The organism is Pseudodesulfovibrio profundus (assembly GCF_900217235.1).
Taxonomy (GTDB): domain Bacteria; phylum Desulfobacterota; class Desulfovibrionia; order Desulfovibrionales; family Desulfovibrionaceae; genus Pseudodesulfovibrio; species Pseudodesulfovibrio profundus.
The window spans coordinates 2,109,424-2,128,820 of record NZ_LT907975.1; the positions used below are offsets into that span (position 1 = coordinate 2,109,424).

Below are 19,397 nucleotides of genomic sequence, written 5' to 3' on the forward strand. Positions count from 1 at the left end.
ACGCGAAAGGAAAACATGCTTAATGAAAATACAAGTTGGATATCATTTTGATGGCGGAAGCTTTCCCGACGAATTGAGAGCTGTAGAAGCAGCGGAAGGCGTAAAAATAACAGGCCCGCTTGGCCTTGTCAGCATCCTTGAAACTCGATTGGGTTTAGTTGGAAATCACAGCGGACAACCTGTTCGTATTGCCCGCTATCTTGCGGCAATGGATGCCCTTTGTAGGGCAGGTGCTCCCTTCTACAAAGAATCCTTTGAGGCTGACGGTTGGTCATCGGCAAGAAGCCTCCTTGCATTACGAGATCAACTTCGTTTGTCAGGGTGGGACGGAAGCGACCTTGGGGCCTCGGCACGTTTGACAGATATGGCCATGCTTGAATCGAAGGCAGACATGTTGCCGGGGCTTGCAGAGCGAATTGAGGATATTCTTGACTCCATTACTCAATTCAGCATCTCAGGAATTTCAGAAATTTCTCTGCATATGCATGAACAGGAGAAATGGCCGTCCTGTTGGCGTAAACTTTTTGCCTCGCTGGAGTCGGTAGGTGTCAGTATCAGTGTGAGCCAGCCAGCCTTCTCCACTAGTAATTCTACGAACCTCGACCTGCTACACGAGTCTCTTTTTGCTCAGAAAGGATGCGACAATCGTTTCCAACCAGACGGCTCACTGACTTGTTTGACTGCTTCTACGGCTATGGAAGCGGCAGATGCTTTGGGAGCATGGCTTGCCGTTCAAGAGTGTCATGAAGATTCAGTAGCCATAATTGCAGAATCTGAAACCGAAATTTTAGATGCTTCCATGCGGCGATACGGTTTACCCCGCCCAGGTGGAGGAAGTCGATCCCAATGGCGAGCAGCGTTGCAGTTGCTTCCACTTGGATTGGGCATTCATTGGGCACCATTTGATCCTCAGCGTTATTTGGAATTTTTGACTGCTCCAATATGCCCCCTCCACCCTGTTATGGCGAGCCGTCTTGTGCGTGCCCTTGAGAAGTCGCCAGGCTTGGGTGGAAAAGAGTGGCTCAAGGCCATTTCTAAGAGCGAGGGATGGGCGCGAAAGCAGGAGAATAGCGACGAGCTTTTGGATGATTTGCGGTTCTGGACTGAAGTGAAGCGAGTCCCTCCCCAGACTGGGTTGGGTGCTGAAATCGTGCGCGACATATGTTTGCGCCTGAGTGACTGGGCCGCCAAAGGGACCTTGGCTCATGAAGGAAAGCTGATGAGTGCCGTGTCTGGCATGGCACAGGAGCTTGCTGAAGCCGTAAGTGAAACTGGTCGACATGCTATTCCCAAGCCTCAGCTGGATCGAATGCTTGATTCCGTTATAGGCGGTGGAGCTTCAATCGCCGATAGAGCCGAAGCTGCGCCTTGGACGGTCCTGTTCCACCCCGGACAACTCGGCGGTAATGTTGATACAGTTGTTTGGTGGAATTTCATTATGGCGGGATTACCCTTAGGTCGGTCGCCTTGGACAAATGCCGAAGCGGAAGCCTTGAAGCGTGCCGACGTTCAAATTGAGGATATCGACTTGCAACGAGATTTGGAGCTTTCTGGCTGGCAACAAACAGCATGTAATGCCACCAAGAAGCTGATTCTTGTCATGCCTGAACAGGACGGCGGCGAGCCTTTGGCACCGCATCCATTCTGGGAAAATATTGTTGCCGCAATGGGGCTCTCTGAGGAGACAGATATCCCTGCTATAACGGTTTCAGCATCACAATTGCGTCGCGGTGAAAGTAATCTGATGGACATGGATATACCGCTTGAGGTCGTGCCAGAAAATGCAGCTCTGGCATTTCAGGACACGTGGCAGGCCCCTAAAGGTGTCATTGAACGACGAGAAAAAGAATCTCCGTCCGGCATGTCGAAACTCATCAAATGTCCGTTGGCCTGGGTGTTAAGCCACGTGCTTAAGATCTACGCTACCGGTAGCCCTACGCTTTCCGAAGGAAGTCAGCTTGTCGGTTCATTCTGTCACTCCATAGTCGAGGATTTGATCAACGAGTCTCACAACTGGAAACCCGACGAAGCCGTATCTAGAGCCACAACCCTATTCGACTCCCGTCTGAAGGAAATGGCCGCAACGTATCTGCTACCCGGTATGGAAACTGAGCGGGAGTTTTTAAGATCTAGACTCCGTCGGGCCGTGTCCGATTTGTTCGAACGTATAGAAGGCGCAGGGTTGTCAGTAGTTGAAAGCGAAAAGGAAGTTGAACGGACTGACGCAGGTGGTCAGACATATCGCGGTTTTGTCGATATCAGTCTCGAAGACGACAAGGGCAATCCAGTTGTGTGGGATATGAAGTGGACGAACAAAAGCAAATATCGCCGTGAAGAGCTTGAAAAGGGAATAGCTCTGCAACTCGCGGCCTATTGCTGGATGCTCGACAAGGACGATCTCCCAGCCTTTGGAGCATACTACATGCTCGCCCAGACTGAACTGATATCTTCACAGGCTCCATGGTTGCCCCCAGAAGACGTTGTTGATTCTGACTTGAAAGCCACATGGGAAATGGTGCGTGAGCGGTATGACGCTATCATCGACCGACTGATGGCGGGAGACGTGGAGGCCATTGCGTCCAGCGATGATGAGGAAAAGGAATTCGATTTCGGCACAGGCTGCTTCTTCTGTGATTACGCAATGGTATGCGGAGTGGGCTATGAGTAAAAACATCAAATTGATAAGCGCAAGTGCCGGTTCCGGTAAGACGTATTCTCTGACAGAACTATTTGTGAACAACATTGATAAGGGCGTCCGCCCTGAGGGTGTTGTCGCTACGACTTTTACCAAGAAGGCCGCTCAAGAAATCGGCAGCCGTTTTCGCTCAAAGCTTTTTGAATTGAATCGGACGGAAGAAGCCCAGCGTGTATTTGGTGGCTACATTGGCACTGTCAACTCTGTCTGCGGTGCATTGCTCAAAGATTATGCATTTGAAGTCGGGCAATCCCCGACAGTCGAGGTACTTCCTGATGGGGAGGATGGAGCCGTTTTTCGCGTTGCTGTCTCCCAAATAATTGGTTTGCGAGCTAAAAGGATCGTTCCGCTTGTCCGTTCGTTGGAAATTGAAGGCTGGGAAGACATCGTCAAAGACATTATCGACAAGGCTAGGTCGAATGCCATTGATCGTAAAATGATGTTGGAAAGTGGCAGATGTTCCTGGGAATCACTCCAGAAGTTACTACCTGAGCCAATTCCTGAAGCCGAAGGCGAAAAGCTTGATTCCGAAATTGTGCGGGAATTGGAGCGAGCCATTGCTGCTCTTCCGGCAGACGGAGATACGACCAAAGGTACTCTGAAGGCAAAAAAAGAACTTCAAGCTATTCGACGTACATTGTATCGTGGTGGCGTGCCTCATTGGTCCACATGGTCTAAGCTCTCCAAAATTTCTCCGACAAAAAAGAGTGCGCATGAAGTAGAAACGCTCCACGAATTGGCAGGCCAATTCTTAGCGCACCCTCGGTTCCATAAGGAAGTTCGCCAATTCATCACATTGCTTTTCGATTGTGCCTCCGAAGCGGCAGGTCTGTATCAACAATACAAACGAGTTTTGGGACTTATTGACTTCACCGACCAGGAAGCTTTGGCCCTGCAAATGGTCGAAGACAAAGCCGTAGCCAGCCAATTGCAGGAACGGTTGGACATGGTGATGGTCGATGAGTTTCAGGATACCAGCCCTATCCAGTTGGCGTTGTTTCTCAAGTTATCCAAGCTCGTGAAACAATCGATTTGGGTTGGCGACCAGAAACAGTCAATTTATGGATTCCGAGGGTCGGACCCGGCTCTGATGGATGCTGTCATCGAAGCTTTGGGCGAACCGGAGACTCTTCCAAACAGTTGGCGTTCACAGCCTGCTCTGGTTGATTTTGCCAGTGAATATTTCGCGGCTGCTTTTGGACAGTTCGGGCTTCCAGAAAAGAGGGTGCGCTTGACCTCCAAAGTTACGGCGACCAAGCCGAAGCATCCGCATCTGAAATGCTGGCGATTTGAGTCGAAAAACAAAACCAACGACACACTCTGTCTTGTCGGTGGTATTCAATCCTTGCTCGACAACGCGTCCGAGTATGTGGTTCTCGATAAAATCACACGGAAAGAGCGCACACTTAAGGCTGGTGATATCGCGGTCCTCTGCATGACCAATGCGGATTGTCGTGATGTTGCTTCTGTACTGGAAGAGCATGGTATCCGTTCGGCCATTCCACGAATCGGACTTATGCTACGCCCTGAGGTCGTTCTTGTCATGGCTGCCTATCGTTGCCTTCTTAGTGCTGAAGATACTTTAGCCGTGGCTGAGTTGGCCAAAATCTTCGGATTGGAGGATTGGTTCACAGTTGCTTTGGGAAAAGGAATGGGAGCCGTCAAGGATTTGCATCCCATGTTCGCTCGGCTGGATGATGCGCGACAGGAACTCGCTTCGCTGACACCATCTGAGGTGTTGGACTTGGCTATTGATCTTTCTGAAGCAAACCGTATGGCATTAGGCTGGGATAATCCGGCTCTCAGGCTGGCAAATCTGGACGCTCTGCGTGGTCACGCTTTGGCATATGAGTCGACCTGTAAGTCTCGTCGATGCGCTTGTACACCTGCCGGGCTTGTTCACCACTTCCACCAATTGGAGAAAAATGAGTCAGACGACCAGGCTGTTGGTGTTGGTGACGATGCAGTGCAGGTTTTGACCTATCACAAGTCCAAAGGGCTTGAATGGCCTGTTGTCATCTTGACCAGGCTTGATTCCAAGGGGCGTAAGAATCCGTTTGGTTTGAGTATTCAGTCCTCTGATGCCCAATTTGACCTCGACAATCCATTGGCTGGACGATGGCTCCGTTACTGGCCCTGGCCTTTTGGTGCACAGAAAAAGATAGCGGACTTCTCTGATGCAGTTGATGAAAGCGATATCGCCAAGGAAGCATTTGAACAGGAGCGGCGGGAGCGGTTGCGTCTGCTCTACGTCGGCATGACACGAGCCAGAGACTACATGATTCTTGCAGCCCGAGAGGAAGGCAAAGGCTCACCAACAGCTTGGCTGGATGGTTATGAAAATGCGGGCGGCAACCAAATCATGTCTTTGCCTGAGATACCCGGAGTGAGTCAGATAGAAGTGGGCAAGCAATCCTTTCCTATCGAAACCGTGTGCCTCACACCAACCGAGGAAGGGGAACAAGCGGCAATCACTCAAAGCTATGCCCCAGTGCTTCCCGATAAAACAACACATCATCCTTTGGCACGATTCGTACCAAGTAGCGATACAATAGATGAAGAAAAGGTATCCGTTGAGTTCTTTGAACTTGGATCGCCTTTGCTTACCAAGACAACGGACTCTCGCGTAGCTCAGGGTGATGCCGTTCATGCTTTCCTAGCTGTGGCAACGCCGGATCAAGATGATGCTGTTCTCAAAGCAAGAGGAGAAAGGATTGTCAGTAGCCTGGGCCTTAAAGACCTGAATGCAGACATGCTGTTTGAAATTCATCATCGCTTGCAAGCCTTCATCACGAAGACAATTGACCCGACAGGCTCTAGCGAAATCCTCACGGAGTGGCCGATTCATCTCAAGCGAGGGCTCCAAAAAGGAAGTGGTTGGATAGACATGCTTTCACGACAGCCGGATGGTGATGTTATTATCGATCACAAGACATCCTTGGGTGACAAAGCTCAGTTGGAGAAAAAAGCAATGGGCTATGCTGGGCAGCTGGCTACCTATTGCGAGGCTCTTGAAACGGCTACTAGAAAATCAAACCAGGGAATGTGGCTGCATTTTGCGTTGGCTGGATTGATGGTGAAAATAAATTGAATTTGAATTACCCTAAAGATAAACGATTCCATTTAGTTTTTTGGCTGGAGCAGATCTTAACGCGTAGGAATGCGCTTTCCCCCGAAATTCGGACCACCGGTTAAGGTGGAGTCAGCGTCCTTAAACCGATAAGGAAGGACGCATGACAAAGAGCAGCAAAAGACGGAAACATTCGGACAAGTTTAAGGCCAAGGTCGCACTTGAGGCGATTCGTGGCGTGAAGACGCTTGCGCAACTGGCTGCGGAGTACAAAGTGCACCCCAATCAGATTTCCACGTGGAAGCGGCAGCTCCTTGAGAATGTCGATGACATCTTTTCCAGTGGCAAGAAAGCCAAAAGCCAGGAGGAGATAACCGCACCGTTATTTGAGGAGATCGGTCGGCTCAAGATGGACATCAAGTGGCTTGAAAAAAAGTTGTAAGCCTGCCGCTTGAGGTGCGCCGCCAGTGGATCAAACCAGATCGGGAGTATTCCATCCGGCGGCAATGCAAGTTGGCAGGCATTTCCCGTTCGGGATTTTACTACAAGCCTGTAGCCGAATCCGATGAAAATTTGGCCCTGATGCGTCTGATCGACGAGCAGTACCTGCGTCAGCCTGATTACGGCTCGCCGCGCATGACAGATTGGCTGAGGACACAAGGGCATCAGGTCAACCACAAGCGGGTTGAGCGACTGATGCAGATGATGGGCTTGCAGGCCATTACTCCAGGGCCGCATACGAGTGTCCCCAACCCGGAGCATCCCGTGTTTCCTTATCTGCTGAAAGGAGTTGCCATTGAACGAAAAAATCAAGTCTGGAGCGCTGATATCACCTACATCCCCATGCAGCGCGGCTTTCTGTACCTGGTGGCAGTGATAGACTGGTGGAGCCGCTTCGTGCTGGCTTGGGAGCTATCGAACTCGATGGATAGTTCTTTCTGCGTGGATGCGCTCAACAAGGCTTTGCGCATCTCTACGCCGGAGGTGTTCAACACGGACCAGGGAGCGCAGTTCACGAGTCGTGAATTTACCGGAGTTCTGCAGAGCAAGGGAATTGCAATCAGCATGGACGGCAAAGGTCGCGCAATCGACAACGTCTTCATTGAGCGGCTGTGGTGGACGGTGAAATATGAGGATATTTACCCCAGGGCGTACTGTGATGGGATCGAGCTATACCATGGGCTTACGCGCTATTTTCGGTACTACAACGAGGAGCGCGGTCATTCGTCGTTGGACAAAAGAACTCCCGCTGACGTATACAGGGGCAACTTGAATGTTCATTGACTTGGCTCGTAGCCGTTGCTCCGCTCCGCCCTCGGCCCTTCGGGCCGCCCCTACGGGGACGGGCTACGCTCCACAACGGCTATGGCGACCCGCCTCCTCGGAGGCACAAACTCGGACGCCGGGCTCCACCTTAAAAAGACCGATCAGTGGTCCAAAGGATGGGGGGAGGCGCAGAAAGCGTGAATGGCACATAAAAGATTATTCTATTTTAACAATTGCGAAACTTGCTGTAGCATTTATGTAAAGAGTTATGTTTAGGGGGGACAAGTTTATCCCATCTCTAAGAAGGATATGGAAATATGATTTCTGAATACATTGAGGGACTAAGTAAAAAATACAACTCTGGAATTTCTAGAGAGCATGCTTATAGGTCCGATTTAGAAAAATTAATCGCAAATCTTGCTGATGTTACAGTTATCAATGAGCCTGCAAATGTAACGGATTGTGGCAATCCAGACTATGTTTTAATTAAAAATAAAACCCCTGTTGGGTACATTGAAGCTAAAGACATTGGTAAAAATTTAAATTCAAACCAATATAAAGAGCAGTTTGATAGATATAAAAAGGCTCTCGATAATTTAATAATCACTGACTACATTACCTTTCAGTTTTATAGACAAGGATTCTTAACGTCCGAAATAGAAATCGCCCATATTGTCGAAGGCCGGATTGTCCCTAAAAAAGATAATTTTGAAGAATTCAAATCTTTAATACGAGATTTTAGTGCATTTGTTGGACAGACGATTAGTTCTCCAAAGACACTTGCTAAACTCATGGCGGGGAAAGCAAGACTTTTTGAACATATTTTAGACAATGCTTTGTCGTCTGATGACGAAAGCCAAGATAATACTGAGCTGAAGCAACAATATGCTGCATTCAAAGAGGTTCTTCTGCACAGCCTCACTCCTAAAGAGTTTGCCGATATTTATGCTCAAACTTTGGCTTACGGCCTTTTTGCAGCACGGTTAAATGACAAAACACTAGATGATTTTAGCCGATTTGAAGCAGCGGATCTAATACCCAAAACCAACCCGTTTTTGAGAAAACTTTTCCAATATATAGCCACATACGACATCGATAGTCGTATTGAACGCCCTTTAGATAACCTTGCAGATGTTTTTCGAGCTACAGATATAGACGCTCTTTTGAAAAAGTTTGGCACTAAGAGAAATAGAAAAGATCCCATTATTCATTTTTACGAAACGTTTCTATCTGAATATAGTCCAAATTTGAGAAAAGCCAGAGGGGTTTGGTATACACCAGAAGCTGTTGTGGATTTTATTGTAAGAGCTACCGATGACATCCTCAAGTCAGATTTTGGATTAAAGGGTGGGATATCTGACACAGCTAAAACTGAAATAAAGGTGAAAGACAATAGACAAAAAAAATATGTCACTAAAGAAGTTCACAAAGTTCAAGTGCTCGATCCCGCAGCTGGAACTGGTACTTTTCTTGCCCAGGTCGTAAAGCATATATTTGACAATCAATTTGTAAATATGAAAGGGGCTTGGAGTCAGTATGTTGAACAGGATTTGATACCTAGGGTCAATGGTTTTGAAATTTTGATGGCTTCATATGCAATGGCGCATTTGAAACTTGACTTATTGTTACGAGAAACGGGCTACAAGCCAATCAATGAACAAAGATTCAAGGTATACCTGACGAATACCCTTGAAGAGTATCAACCATATGCGGGGTCACTACTTGCTCTTGCTGGATGGCTTAGTCATGAGTCGCAAGAGGCTGATGGAATTAAGCGGGACTGCCCTGTTATGTGCATTTTGGGTAATCCACCCTATAAAGGAGAGAGCGAAAATAAAGGTAGCAACTATGAGTGGATCGAGAGGTTAATGCTTGACTATAAAAAAGAACCAGGGAGCCGGTCTCGTCTAAAAGAGAAAAATTCTAAATGGATAAACGATGATCACGTCAAATTCATACGCTATAGTCAAAGCCTTGTGCAAAAAAATGGAGAAGGGATTCTTGCATTTATTAATCCTCACGGTTTTTTAGACAACCCAACATTTCGAGGTATGCGATGGAGTTTACTCAAATCTTTTGAGAAGATATATATTATTGATTTACACGGGAACTCTAATAAAAAAGAAAAAGCTCCAGATGGATCTCCCGATAAAAATATTTTTGACATTAAGCAAGGTGTTTCAATTAATATTTTTGTTCGATCGAAGAGCAAAAAAGCAAATACACTGGCGCAAGTGCACCATGTTGACGTGTATGGAGATAGGAAGAAGAAGTATGATTTTTTATGGAAAAATTCATTGAAGGACATCTCTTTCTCTTCAATTAAAAATGTTGGGCCAGAATATTATTTTGTGCCTCGTGATTATGAACTAAAGAAAAAGTATGACAAAGGTTTTTCTGTTGCAGATTTGTTCCATGTTAATGGGAATGGAATCATCACCAAACGCGATAAGCTATGTGTTCAATTCACAGAATCAAAGGCTTATGATGCTGCATATGATATCTGCAACATGGATAAGGATGGTTTTTATCTTAAATATGGTCTTCCAAAAGATGTCCGCGATTGGAAGTATGATTGGGCTCGTAAAGACATTATGGATAGTGGGTGTAACAAAAAAAATGTTAGGAGAATCAATTATAGACCTTATGACTCCCGTTATATTTATTACACAGGAAGAGCTCGTGGGTTTGTTGGGTGGCCCGTGTATGAGATAATGTCTAATTACATAGACAAAAAAAACATAGGCCTACTTGTTAGTAAGTCAACCAAAGACGCTCAATTTAACCATGTTTTTGTTACAGATAGTGTTTCTGAAGCTATCTTTCTGTCGAGCACAACAGGATCAAATGCAATGAATTTACCATTGTATATATATAAGAAAAATTCCAATGGCGAGAACTGTCGTGTTTCAAATCTGAATTTAGATATTTTAGATATTTTTTCAAGTAAAGTTAAAATGACGTTCGATGAAGAAGGTGGGGATTTGGTTAATTCATTTGGCCCATCGGATGTGTTTGATTATGTATATGCATACCTACACTCTTCAGCGTATAGAAAAAGGTTTAACGAGTTCCTCAAGTCAGGCTATCCTAGGGTGCCATATCCAAGTTCTATTACTGCATTTTCTGAATTACAAAGCATCGGCAAAATGCTTAGAGAGGTGCATTTGTTGAACTTTGAAACCAACAACAATTCCTCTTTATGCGGTTTTCCTGTTAGTGGGGACAACACTATAAGAACTAAAATTTGTGCCAAGGATTTTGAAATTACTAGCCGGGACGATTTACTTGGGCGTGTGTGGATTAACGAGGATCAATACTTCGATGGTATACCCTTGCAGGTATGGGAATATCGCCTAGGCGGCTATCACCCTGTACAAAAATGGCTGAAATCAAGAAAAGGGATGTCACTTTCTTTTGATGACATCATTCATTTCAAAAAAATAAATGAATCAATTACTAAGAGTATTGAATTAACTAATTTAGTTGACCAGTTCCTATGCAAATAACAAAGGCAAGGAGCCCTGCAATTCTTTCGGGAAATGATATTGAGAGTGCCAATTCAGGTCACGAAATGCTTGCACTACAAGCTTACTCGTTCGAGGAGCCAGAAACTTATAAGAGCACTTTACAGGATGGCAGGGCCCGAAAAGTCCCCGCTGTGGAAGCTACCAATTGAATAATCATGTTCCTAAAGAGTATTGTTCAAGACACATTTTTTGAAATATTTACCATAAACAGGGAAATTGTATAATGATTAGTGTTTCAATGGCATGGTCAAGCGGGTTTAAGGTGTACTCCTCTACTACTGCGGAGGATTTAGAGGATCTAAAGAAAAAACTTATCGATTCAGGACATTCAACTGTAAGCCTAATTAGAGTAAGCCCCTGGGATGATAGTTGGTCCTATGTTAAGTCGGATATCCCAGTCGGCGAGCTTTCAGAGGCCGATATTACTTGGTTGGATAAATGTACAGACTCCCTTTATAGCGACAGCCGGTATCTTAAATGTAAGTTGGTAGACTAACCTATTGTGTTGCCTTCGATCAGGAGAACCTCATGCTCTCTGAGCTAGCTGTTATATGTCTTTGTCATCGAGATTAATTCGGCCTCCACAGCCTGCCGAAGCGAAGCCGGTTCAACAACTTCGGCATTCGCACCAAATCCCAGTACCCAAGACAGCACCTCAGTCTCACTCTGCGCCGTAACTTCAAGCTCACATTGGCCATCGGCCAAATCTGTTATCGCCTGATCTGAACTCCACTGCCGCTCCTTGATATACGTTCCGGCTTCAGGGGAAAAACGTACTTTTACTCGGAACGGTTCGCATTCCGGGAAGCCGAAGTAGTGTGGCTTCTCATCATCAATGATTGAATGCTTTTTCCTAATTGGCTCAGCGGCAGTGAAGCGATGAATGGGGAGATGCATTTCGTGAATTGGCTCTGCTTCTTTCGAGCGGATATCCACTTTCCAGCCAGTAGCATACAATGCTTCACGGTATGATTTGATTTTAAGAGGAGCGAAATAATGGAGCTTTTCTTCTTTTCGCCCCAGCCTCTTGTATTTGATCTCGCACACGTCTTTGGCTGCGATAGCATTAAGCAGAGTGGTGAGGATTTGCTCCTGTGGCGTGTAGTCGATGCTGCCTTTTAGAATGACGTCAGCAGAAGTGGGTTCACTTCCTTGGACCAGTCAGCGGCGAATTTAAGGTGGACAGTTTCATAGGCTACGCCGCCTTGTGGGGCCAAGCCAGAGGGGGTACCCCCTCTGGCTTGGGGCCTTCCTGATATATCTCCATCGGCTTTCTGCCGTCAAACGCCTTGTGTGGGCGGCGGTTGTTGTAGAAATCGATCCACCAGGCCAGGGCCTGCCGCAACTCGCTTCCCGTTTCCAATTCCCGCAGATACACGCATTCGTATTTCAGTGATCGCCACAGGCGTTCGATCATGACGTTGTCCATCCAGCGGCCGCGGCCGTCCATGGAGATGCGGGCTCCGGCTTCCCGGAGCGTCCGTGTGAACTCGTAGCTCGTAAACTGCGAGCCTTGGTCCGTGTTGAAGATTTCGGGCACGCCGTAGCGGTTCAGGGCCTCCTCCAGGGCGGACACGCAGAAGTCCGCTTCCATGGTGTTCGACAGCCGCCAGGAGAGCACCGCGCGGCTGTGCCAGTCCATGATCGCCACGAGGTACAGGAAGCCCCGCTTCATCGGGATGTACGTGATGTCGGCGCACCACACCTGGTTCGGCCTCGTGATCGCCTTGCCGCGCAGCAGATACGGATACGTCTTGTGCTGCGGATGAGGCTGGCTGGTTCGCGGCTTCTGATAGACCGCCATCAACCCCATCTTGCGCATGAGCCGCCGGACGCGATTGCGCCCGAGTTGATGGCCCTCATCGCGCAGGATGTTGCGCATCTGCCGGGAGCCGAAGAACGGCAACTCCAGGAACAACTCGTCGATGCGCTTCATGAGCGCCAAGTTGGACGCGGACTCGCCGATCGGCTGGTAATAGTACGTTGAGCGGTGCAGCTTGAGGATTTCGCACTGCCGTCGAACACTGAGCATCGGATGCCCCTTGTCGACGATGTCTCGCCTTCGCTCGCAGCTCATATCTTTGCGAAGGCTTGTTGCAAAAAATCCTTCTCCACCGTGAGCTGGCCGATCTTGGCGTGAAGCTCTTTTATCCGGGCCTCATCGCTTTGTTGGGTCTTTTGGGCCTTGCCCGCAAAGCCAGCTACGATCTGCTCCTTGGCCTGCTTCTTCCACTGGGAAACCTGGTTGGGATGCACGCCGTACCTGCTGGCGAGCTCGGACAGGGTGTGTTCGCCGGACAAGGCATCCAACGCGACACGGGTCTTGAATTCGGCGGTAAAGTTCCTTCTTTTCCTGGACATCAAAAGCCTCCTTTGGGCTTCTTACGTCCACCTTAGCTCGTGGTCCAGTTTCCTGAACCCACTTCTAGCCAACGATTCAAAGGCCCCAGCCCTTTTATCTAAATCCGGCAGCATGGCCGCAGTCTTGTGGATTGTCTCATCAACTTCTTTGGAAAGCTCTTTAGGTAGCAGGTGGCGCACCATTTCTTTACAAAGCAGTAGATGGTTGATCTCTTCTTCCGACAAAGCGACTTTCGGTCGACTTTTGGGAGTCTGTATTTGATACCATGACCGCTTACCGTCTTTGCCCTTCTTCACCCTTACCGAATAACTGCGGTCAATGTCTTCCATCATCCGAATGATGGTCTGTTTCGAGCAATCCAGTTCTCTGGCAAGATCGATCAGGTAGTGACGCTTGCCAGTATACATGAGTTGACAGAAGAGCGTCACAGCCTTCTGAGTTGGTTTCGCATGTTGGTTTTTTTTGGACGGCACGTAGGGCTCCCGCTGGTGAGATTGAGTAGTCAAAAGCGACACCGCCTTTAGTTACAAATCTTGATATCAGATAACCCCATGTTTAGGAAATCCATAATCATATCTCCTAGTATTCTTATATGGCTAAGCGATGAGCTTATTCGCAGCAAATGTGTTTAGCTCCGATTCATTTCAAAAAACAGAATAGTAGTAAACATTTTGGGATAAAGATGTTTTAGGTCCTAGAGAGGTGCGTATCCCCCAATAGAGCATGGCAACTTCAGCTCATACAGAGGAAGGAAGATTGAGGTCGTGAACAGTTGAAGCTGAAGTTTTCTCATTTTACTTCTCCTCTTTAATCTAATCAATCACAGTTTGAGACGATGACAAATCGCTACATCGAGGAGCGTTCCGCTTTTCAGTAATATTCAGATATATATTACCTTTGTGAGAGCTAGATCTTTTTAGCTTCGGATTGCCCAACTAATCCAGTGCGGCATCGTGCAGCACTGGGGTTTTCTCTTTTCTAAGGAGGTAATGATGGAACCACAATTGAATTCCCCGGAAATCACGGAATTGGCAGAGGCCATGATCCAGGTGCAGCAGACTCTTTCACCAGCACTGAAGGATGCAGAGAACACTTTTACCAACAGTCGGTACGCAACACTTCATTCGGTCATGAATGCGTGCCGAGATGCGTTGATTGAGCACGGTATTTGGCTCACACAGTATCCGGTATCGGTCGAGGCTAATCAACTCGGTCTTGTAACCAAGATCGTCCACGCTGAAACAGGCCAATGGCAGGCGTCGCTTTTAACTATGTCGCTGCCGAAGAATGACCCCCAAGGATATGGTTCTGCCATGACCTATGCACGTCGATACGGATTGTCTGCTTTGATAGGGATCGTGACTGAAAAAGACGATGACGGAGAATTGGCCTCGCATCAGAGAGAACCGCACAACTCTGGTTTTTCACCCCGGAATAACGGGATGAATTTTACCGCGTCACAGCCAAAAGCGGCTCCCAAGGGTAGTGGTACTGGCATGGCCAGTCTGCCCCGGCTTGATGGCGTCCAGTATCGAAATGGTACAGCCAATGACGGCAAGCAATGTGTACTCGCAACCGGAGATACTCATTCCAAGAAAGAATTCCTGCGTAAGGCTGGATTCCGCTGGGATGGCACGCGCAAGGTCTGGTGGAGGTATGCAGATGCAGCCTGATACAATCAAAGCACAAGGGCTGCTTCGTCTTCTGACTCAAGGCCTCCTGGCTCATGGCGAGCAGAAGACTGCCAATGAGCTTGGGGATCGGAGCCAGTACATCGGCATGTCGGACATCGGCAAAGGCATGGAATGTATGAGGGCAGCCGTAGCGAGCAAACTGGGTTTGTCCGCCATTCCCGCCGCAACCGCCGTGGGTGAGTTTGCCCATGAGGAGCTGGGCCGTGTTCTTGGGCGACAGATCATCCTGCAACGCGGTCACTGGCAGGAGTATGGCATTGAGAAGGCTCTCACAGCTACCGGCGTGAAGCTGGTTCCGCAGCTTGAGATCTCCATTGAGCACAATGGGGTACCCATCAAAGCACATCTGGACTTCACCCTGGTTTGGGGCGGGAAACGACCAGCAGTGAGAATTCTGGAACTTAAAAGCAATGAGCGTATCCCGGCGTCGCTTTATGCGTCGTACGAAGCGCAGCTCTATGGCCAGGTTGGACTGCTTAAGTCCTGCTGGGCACAGCCGTGCTTTTCAGTTCCACAAACTGAAGTGCAATCGGTCACGTTTCCTCAGGCAATACAGTCCATTTTCAACGTGGCTTTGCCCAAGTTGCCAGATGGCGTGGATATTGAGAGCTGGGTGCTTTCCATCTCCAGATCAGAGGTGAAATCATTCGGGCCGTACTTGGCGGATATGGGTATGCTGGAAGCCTGTCTGCAAGCGGCGGTGGGTATCTGGCGGACTACGGAAGATGTTCGTTCTGGAAGCCTGGATTTGAACGACCTTGACTATTGCCGAGGCTTTCATCCCCTGTGCGATTGGTGCGATGTCAACGCAGACTGCCCAAAGTTTCAGGCCGTGAACATCCCCTCAGATTCCGCTTGCGGACTGGAACTGGAAGAACTCGCCATGCTTAAGGAACGAAAGGCGACCCTAGAGAAACGTATCGCCGAGTCCGAAGAACGCATCCGGCAAACATACAGTTTGATAGGTGCGAAGGATTGGATCTCGACGAAGGACCATCGTTTCCGTGTTACAACTATAGCGGGTAGAAAGACGCTTGACCGCTCCCAGATGTTGGACAAGCTGACCTCGCTGATCGGTGATGAACTCAAGGCCCAAACGGCTTTGGAACAGTGTGAAAAATCCGGGAAACCGTTTGAACGCCTCTATGTCAGCAAGATCAACAAAATGCTGAAATCAGCGGCTTGAGTGAAAACGGTTTACATTTCACAGTGTGTGGCATACTGTAGCTACAGTAAATGGAGGTCCCATGCAGGAAATCATACGGGCGCGTGTTGATACCGCCCTTAAGAACAAGTTCGAGGCAATAGCCAAGCGTGAAGGGAAAAATTCCAGCCATCTCCTGCGGGAGTTTATGGCTGACTTTGTCGCCAGGCATGAAGAACAGGTCAAACGACATGACGAAACACTGCTGGCGATCGAAAGTATAGAGGCTGGCCGGTTCGTCGAAGGCGACGAGGTCTTTGCCTGGATGGATAGCTGGGGGACTGAAACGGAAATGGACGTTCCTGAATGCAAATAAGGTTTTCCCCTGAGTCTGTTCAAGACTTGAAGCGTCTTCACGATTTTCTGGCTCAACATGATCCAGAAGTCGCCCGTACCACTGTTCTCAACCTGAAGGCCGCGATTAATCGTTTTGCTGAGATGCCCCACATAGGGCATCCGCTTGAAGAGATTGAAGGTGTCCGAGAGTTCGTCTTTGGGCGATATATTGTGCGCTACCACGTGAAAGAAGAGGTAGTGTATATCCTGCGATTCTGGCACTCGAAAGAATCACGATAACTATAAAGAAAAACACTAAGACCAAACCCCGGTTCTGCGAAAGCAGGACCGGGGTTTTTCGTTTCCAAAGGAGAAACACATGAGTGAAATTCTGAAAGAACTACAAGCTCTGCAACCCGCAGACCACGATGCCGGTGAAGTCTTCAGCGGCAAAAAGTCCAAGCGCACAGTGCGGGGATTTGCATCCGCTTCTTCGTTCACCCCGGAGCCAAGTCCAGAGTACTTGTTCCACGACTCCAGTCGTGATGCTGTGGTCTGGTTCATGGACTCATCTGATCCGCTCTATGTCTTCGGTCCCGCAGGGAGTGGCAAAACCAGCCTGATCAAACAGCTCGCGGCGAAGCTCAATTATCCCGTATTCGACATTACCGGACACGGACGTTTGGAGTTTCCAGATATGGTTGGTCACCTTACAGTTGAAGACTCGAATATGTCCTTCCAGTACGGGCCATTGGCACTTGCGATGAAGTTCGGAGGGCTCTTTCTGCTGAACGAAATCGACCTGCTCGACCCAGCGACCGCAGCCGGTTTGAATGGCATTCTGGACGGCGATCCGTTGTGTATTCCCGAGAACGGTGGGGAAGTAATCAAGCCACATCCGCTGTTTAGGTTTGCTGCAACAGCCAACACGAATGGCACTAGTGATGAGACCGGTCTCTATCAAGGGACACTTCGGCAAAACCTGGCTTTCATGGACCGCTTTTGGCTCTGTGAAATTGGCTATCCAAAGCCCAAGGATGAAAGAGAACTGCTGCATCGAAAGGCTTCTAGACTGCCGAAGGAAGTGCGGACCAAAATGGTGGAATACGCCAATGAGGTTCGCAAGCTTTTCATGGGTGAAGCTGACGGGAATTACCGCGACACTATCGAAGTGACCTTCTCGACCCGTACCCTCATTCGCTGGGCAGATCTCACTGTCCGTTTCCAACCTCTTGCAAGGCAAGGCATCCAGCCTGTGACCTACGCGCTTGATCGTGCTCTTGGCTACCGAGCCACACCTGAGACACGGACAGTGCTGCATGAACTGGCTCAACGCTTCTTTCCACAAGAAAACAAGGAGTAATTATGGATACCCATACAGATATTACTGCGCTCGACAATTTGATGGCCCTGAACCTGGACGTAAACATCTGGACAGCTCGCAAAAAGCTGACACCGGCAGATTTTGGTGGTGCAAGCCTGCCTCCTGAAGAGCTTGCTTCGCTTGGCAGTAAGAAAATATGTAACCCTCAGGAACTGCGTATCTTCGGGACGCTGAAAGCCCGTGCTGTGAATTTGCTGGATAGAATAGGTATTCGCTTTCTCGGTGGATGGGCTATTCCTGAGGACAAAGCCGATGACATTGTGTCGGAATTGACCGCGATCCGTGACGACTTCCTGGCTGCAAAAGAGCAGTTCCTCTACCGGTATGATGAAGCTGTACGAGACTGGATCTCGCAACATCCTGGTTGGGAGAGTTTGATTGGCAGCTCCACGGTCAGTGCGGATTACGTGCGCAGTCGTATCGGCTTCAAGTGGCAGTTGTTCAAGCTGTTACCTCCAACGGATGATGCCGTACACCAGGGGTTGCAGGATGAAGTCAAAGACCTTGGTGGGACTCTCTTCAATGAGGTGGCTAAAGCCGCTACGGATACATGGAAGAGATGCTTTGAAGGAAAAGACAAGGTGACACACAAAGCCTTATCTCCCTTACGCTCCATCCACACCAAGCTGGCAGGCCTGAGCTTCGTAGAGCCACGAGTCGTGCCGGTTGTAGATTTGTTAGATACGGCATTCACCCGTGTGCCTACTCGTGGATACATCCATGGCAGCGCATTGGTCATGCTTCAGGGAGTTGTGTCGTTGCTTCGAGATCCGGCAACCTTGGTAGCTCATGGGCAGAAGATTCTCGATGGCAATGAGGCCAACGATATCTTAGCGGGTTTGGTTGCGGATACGATTCCTGCATTACCGGAGACTGAGTCTACACCAAAAACTGACTTCGTTCCTGAGCCGATTCATCAGCATCAGATCGACAGCCATGGGCTCTGGTGATCGCTATGAATGATAAACACATTATGAAGTCGCTCCCGATGGTAGCCTCAGTCCTGGGCCGCAAGTACGGTGTGAAGGTTATAATAGGTGGAAAAGGAGCATATACTGATGGCAACACCATTCATCTACCTGCACTTCCTTTGGAATGCAGTAAGACACTCATCGGCATGGCCAGAGGTTTCCTGGATCATGGTGTGACTTGTTGCTGACTGAAAAGGTCAGCCGTAGCTGTATACGGCTACGAACTAATAACCTGAAACGATAGAATGAAGGAGTAACGCCCTGAAATGTCGTCCCTGATACTCCGGCATGCGGTTGGCAGTGTTATATGCCAGCGGTGTGAAGCCCGGTGAAGTCGGCTGAGAGGATACCCTAGCGCGTTGTGGCGAGGAATTGCGAACCAGAGGTGGTCGAGTATCTGATAGGCCGGGGGGCTATAAAAGGCTATGGCGAGAATGTCTCAATGGAGACTGACGAACTTCCGAATGTACGGGTCTATACGACGGAATAGGCAGAAATGCCTATGCCTCAATTTGAGGAGTGAGCGTGGATGAGTAGAAATCGTGGTTACGAAAATCCATATGCTGTTACAGGCAGCATCCAACTCACAGGCTTATAGGAAGCGCCTAAGGTCTCATGCACAGATAAGGTTATTGGAACAAGGAAAGCTCGGGGCGTGGAGTGATAACACACTGCGAAGCGGTATGCCGTATAAAACTTCGGTATTAAGGGCATTTTATCCGGGTGAGAGTGGAGGCACAAGCGTTGATTCTGCTGTAATGGCAGAGGAGCAATAGCCTCTAGTCGGTTAATGTAAGTATGTAAAACTCATGACAGTTCAGAGGTTCGAGTATGACTAAAAGAGGCGAAATCCACACAGGAGGAAGCCGACTCTGAGTAAAGGAAAGAAGTGTTAAAGAGGCAAAGGTTGCGGAATCATGAGTATTATGACTTCCAGAGAACTCT

General features: G+C 48.5%; 13 protein-coding genes. 10 read left to right on the forward strand and 3 right to left on the reverse strand.

Annotated features, from left to right (window positions below; genetic code table 11):
- The first annotated feature begins 22 nt into the window (after positions 1 to 22).
- The 4 genes from DPRO_RS10025 (at position 23) to DPRO_RS10040 (ending at position 10,540) form a co-directional block, all read left to right on the forward strand.
- On the forward strand, positions 23 to 2,668 hold the full coding sequence (locus DPRO_RS10025; RefSeq protein WP_097011912.1) for a RecB family exonuclease: 2,646 nt from the start codon (positions 23 to 25) through the stop codon (positions 2,666 to 2,668).
- Positions 2,661 to 5,786, forward strand: a complete 3,126-nt coding sequence (locus DPRO_RS10030; protein ID WP_162291171.1) for a UvrD-helicase domain-containing protein — start codon at positions 2,661 to 2,663, stop codon at positions 5,784 to 5,786. The genes DPRO_RS10025 and DPRO_RS10030 overlap by 8 nt, the downstream gene beginning before the upstream one ends.
- Before the next feature lie 142 nt (positions 5,787 to 5,928).
- Positions 5,929 to 7,049 (forward strand): IS3 family transposase gene (locus DPRO_RS10035; protein ID WP_407681385.1). Its coding sequence is split into 2 segments (ribosomal slippage): positions 5,929 to 6,204 and positions 6,207 to 7,049, totalling 1,119 coding nucleotides; the frame shifts between segments, so codons are not numbered across the junction.
- 299 nt (positions 7,050 to 7,348) lie between these two features.
- Positions 7,349 to 10,540: a type ISP restriction/modification enzyme gene (locus DPRO_RS10040; protein ID WP_097011914.1), complete on the forward strand. Its 3,192-nt coding sequence runs from the start codon at positions 7,349 to 7,351 to the stop codon at positions 10,538 to 10,540.
- A gap of 561 nt (positions 10,541 to 11,101) precedes the next feature.
- Here DPRO_RS10040 and DPRO_RS10050 read toward each other — a convergent pair.
- The 3 genes from DPRO_RS10050 to DPRO_RS10060 form a co-directional block, all read right to left on the reverse strand.
- Positions 11,102 to 11,722 carry a WYL domain-containing protein gene (locus DPRO_RS10050; protein WP_097011916.1) on the reverse strand — a complete coding sequence of 207 codons (621 nt, stop codon included), beginning with the start codon at positions 11,720 to 11,722 and terminating at the stop codon, positions 11,102 to 11,104.
- Positions 11,723 to 11,756: 34 nt separating this feature from the next.
- Positions 11,757 to 12,922 (reverse strand): IS3 family transposase gene (locus DPRO_RS10055; RefSeq protein ID WP_097010545.1). Its coding sequence is split into 2 segments (ribosomal slippage): positions 11,757 to 12,644 and positions 12,647 to 12,922, totalling 1,164 coding nucleotides; the frame shifts between segments, so codons are not numbered across the junction.
- A gap of 21 nt (positions 12,923 to 12,943) precedes the next feature.
- The gene (locus tag DPRO_RS10060; RefSeq protein WP_157917439.1) at positions 12,944 to 13,396 is read right to left on the reverse strand and encodes a hypothetical protein; all 453 of its coding nucleotides are present in this window, start codon (positions 13,394 to 13,396) and stop codon (positions 12,944 to 12,946) included.
- Positions 13,397 to 13,912: 516 nt separating this feature from the next.
- On the opposite strand from DPRO_RS10060, the gene DPRO_RS10065 reads away from it, so the two are divergent.
- The 6 genes from DPRO_RS10065 (at position 13,913) to DPRO_RS10090 (ending at position 18,431) form a co-directional block, all read left to right on the forward strand.
- On the forward strand, positions 13,913 to 14,596 hold the full coding sequence (locus DPRO_RS10065; protein WP_232005547.1) for an ERF family protein: 684 nt from the start codon (positions 13,913 to 13,915) through the stop codon (positions 14,594 to 14,596).
- Entirely contained in the window at positions 14,586 to 15,803 is a 1,218-nt protein-coding gene (locus DPRO_RS10070) for a hypothetical protein (protein ID WP_097011919.1), read from the forward strand. The genes DPRO_RS10065 and DPRO_RS10070 overlap by 11 nt, the downstream gene beginning before the upstream one ends.
- Positions 15,804 to 15,864: 61 nt before the next feature.
- Positions 15,865 to 16,137, forward strand: coding sequence for a CopG family ribbon-helix-helix protein (locus tag DPRO_RS10075; protein ID WP_097011920.1), 273 nt, complete (start codon positions 15,865 to 15,867; stop codon positions 16,135 to 16,137).
- On the forward strand, positions 16,128 to 16,397 hold the full coding sequence (locus tag DPRO_RS10080; protein ID WP_097011921.1) for a type II toxin-antitoxin system RelE/ParE family toxin: 270 nt from the start codon (positions 16,128 to 16,130) through the stop codon (positions 16,395 to 16,397). Before DPRO_RS10075 ends, DPRO_RS10080 begins: the two co-directional genes overlap by 10 nt.
- Positions 16,398 to 16,476: 79 nt before the next feature.
- Positions 16,477 to 17,460, forward strand: a complete 984-nt coding sequence (locus tag DPRO_RS10085) for an AAA family ATPase (protein ID WP_097011922.1) — start codon at positions 16,477 to 16,479, stop codon at positions 17,458 to 17,460.
- Between the two features lie 2 nt (positions 17,461 to 17,462).
- Positions 17,463 to 18,431 (forward strand): DUF3150 domain-containing protein, encoded by a 969-nt coding sequence (locus DPRO_RS10090; RefSeq protein WP_097011923.1) that lies wholly within the window; start codon positions 17,463 to 17,465, stop codon positions 18,429 to 18,431.
- Positions 18,432 to 19,397: the final 966 nt, after the last annotated feature.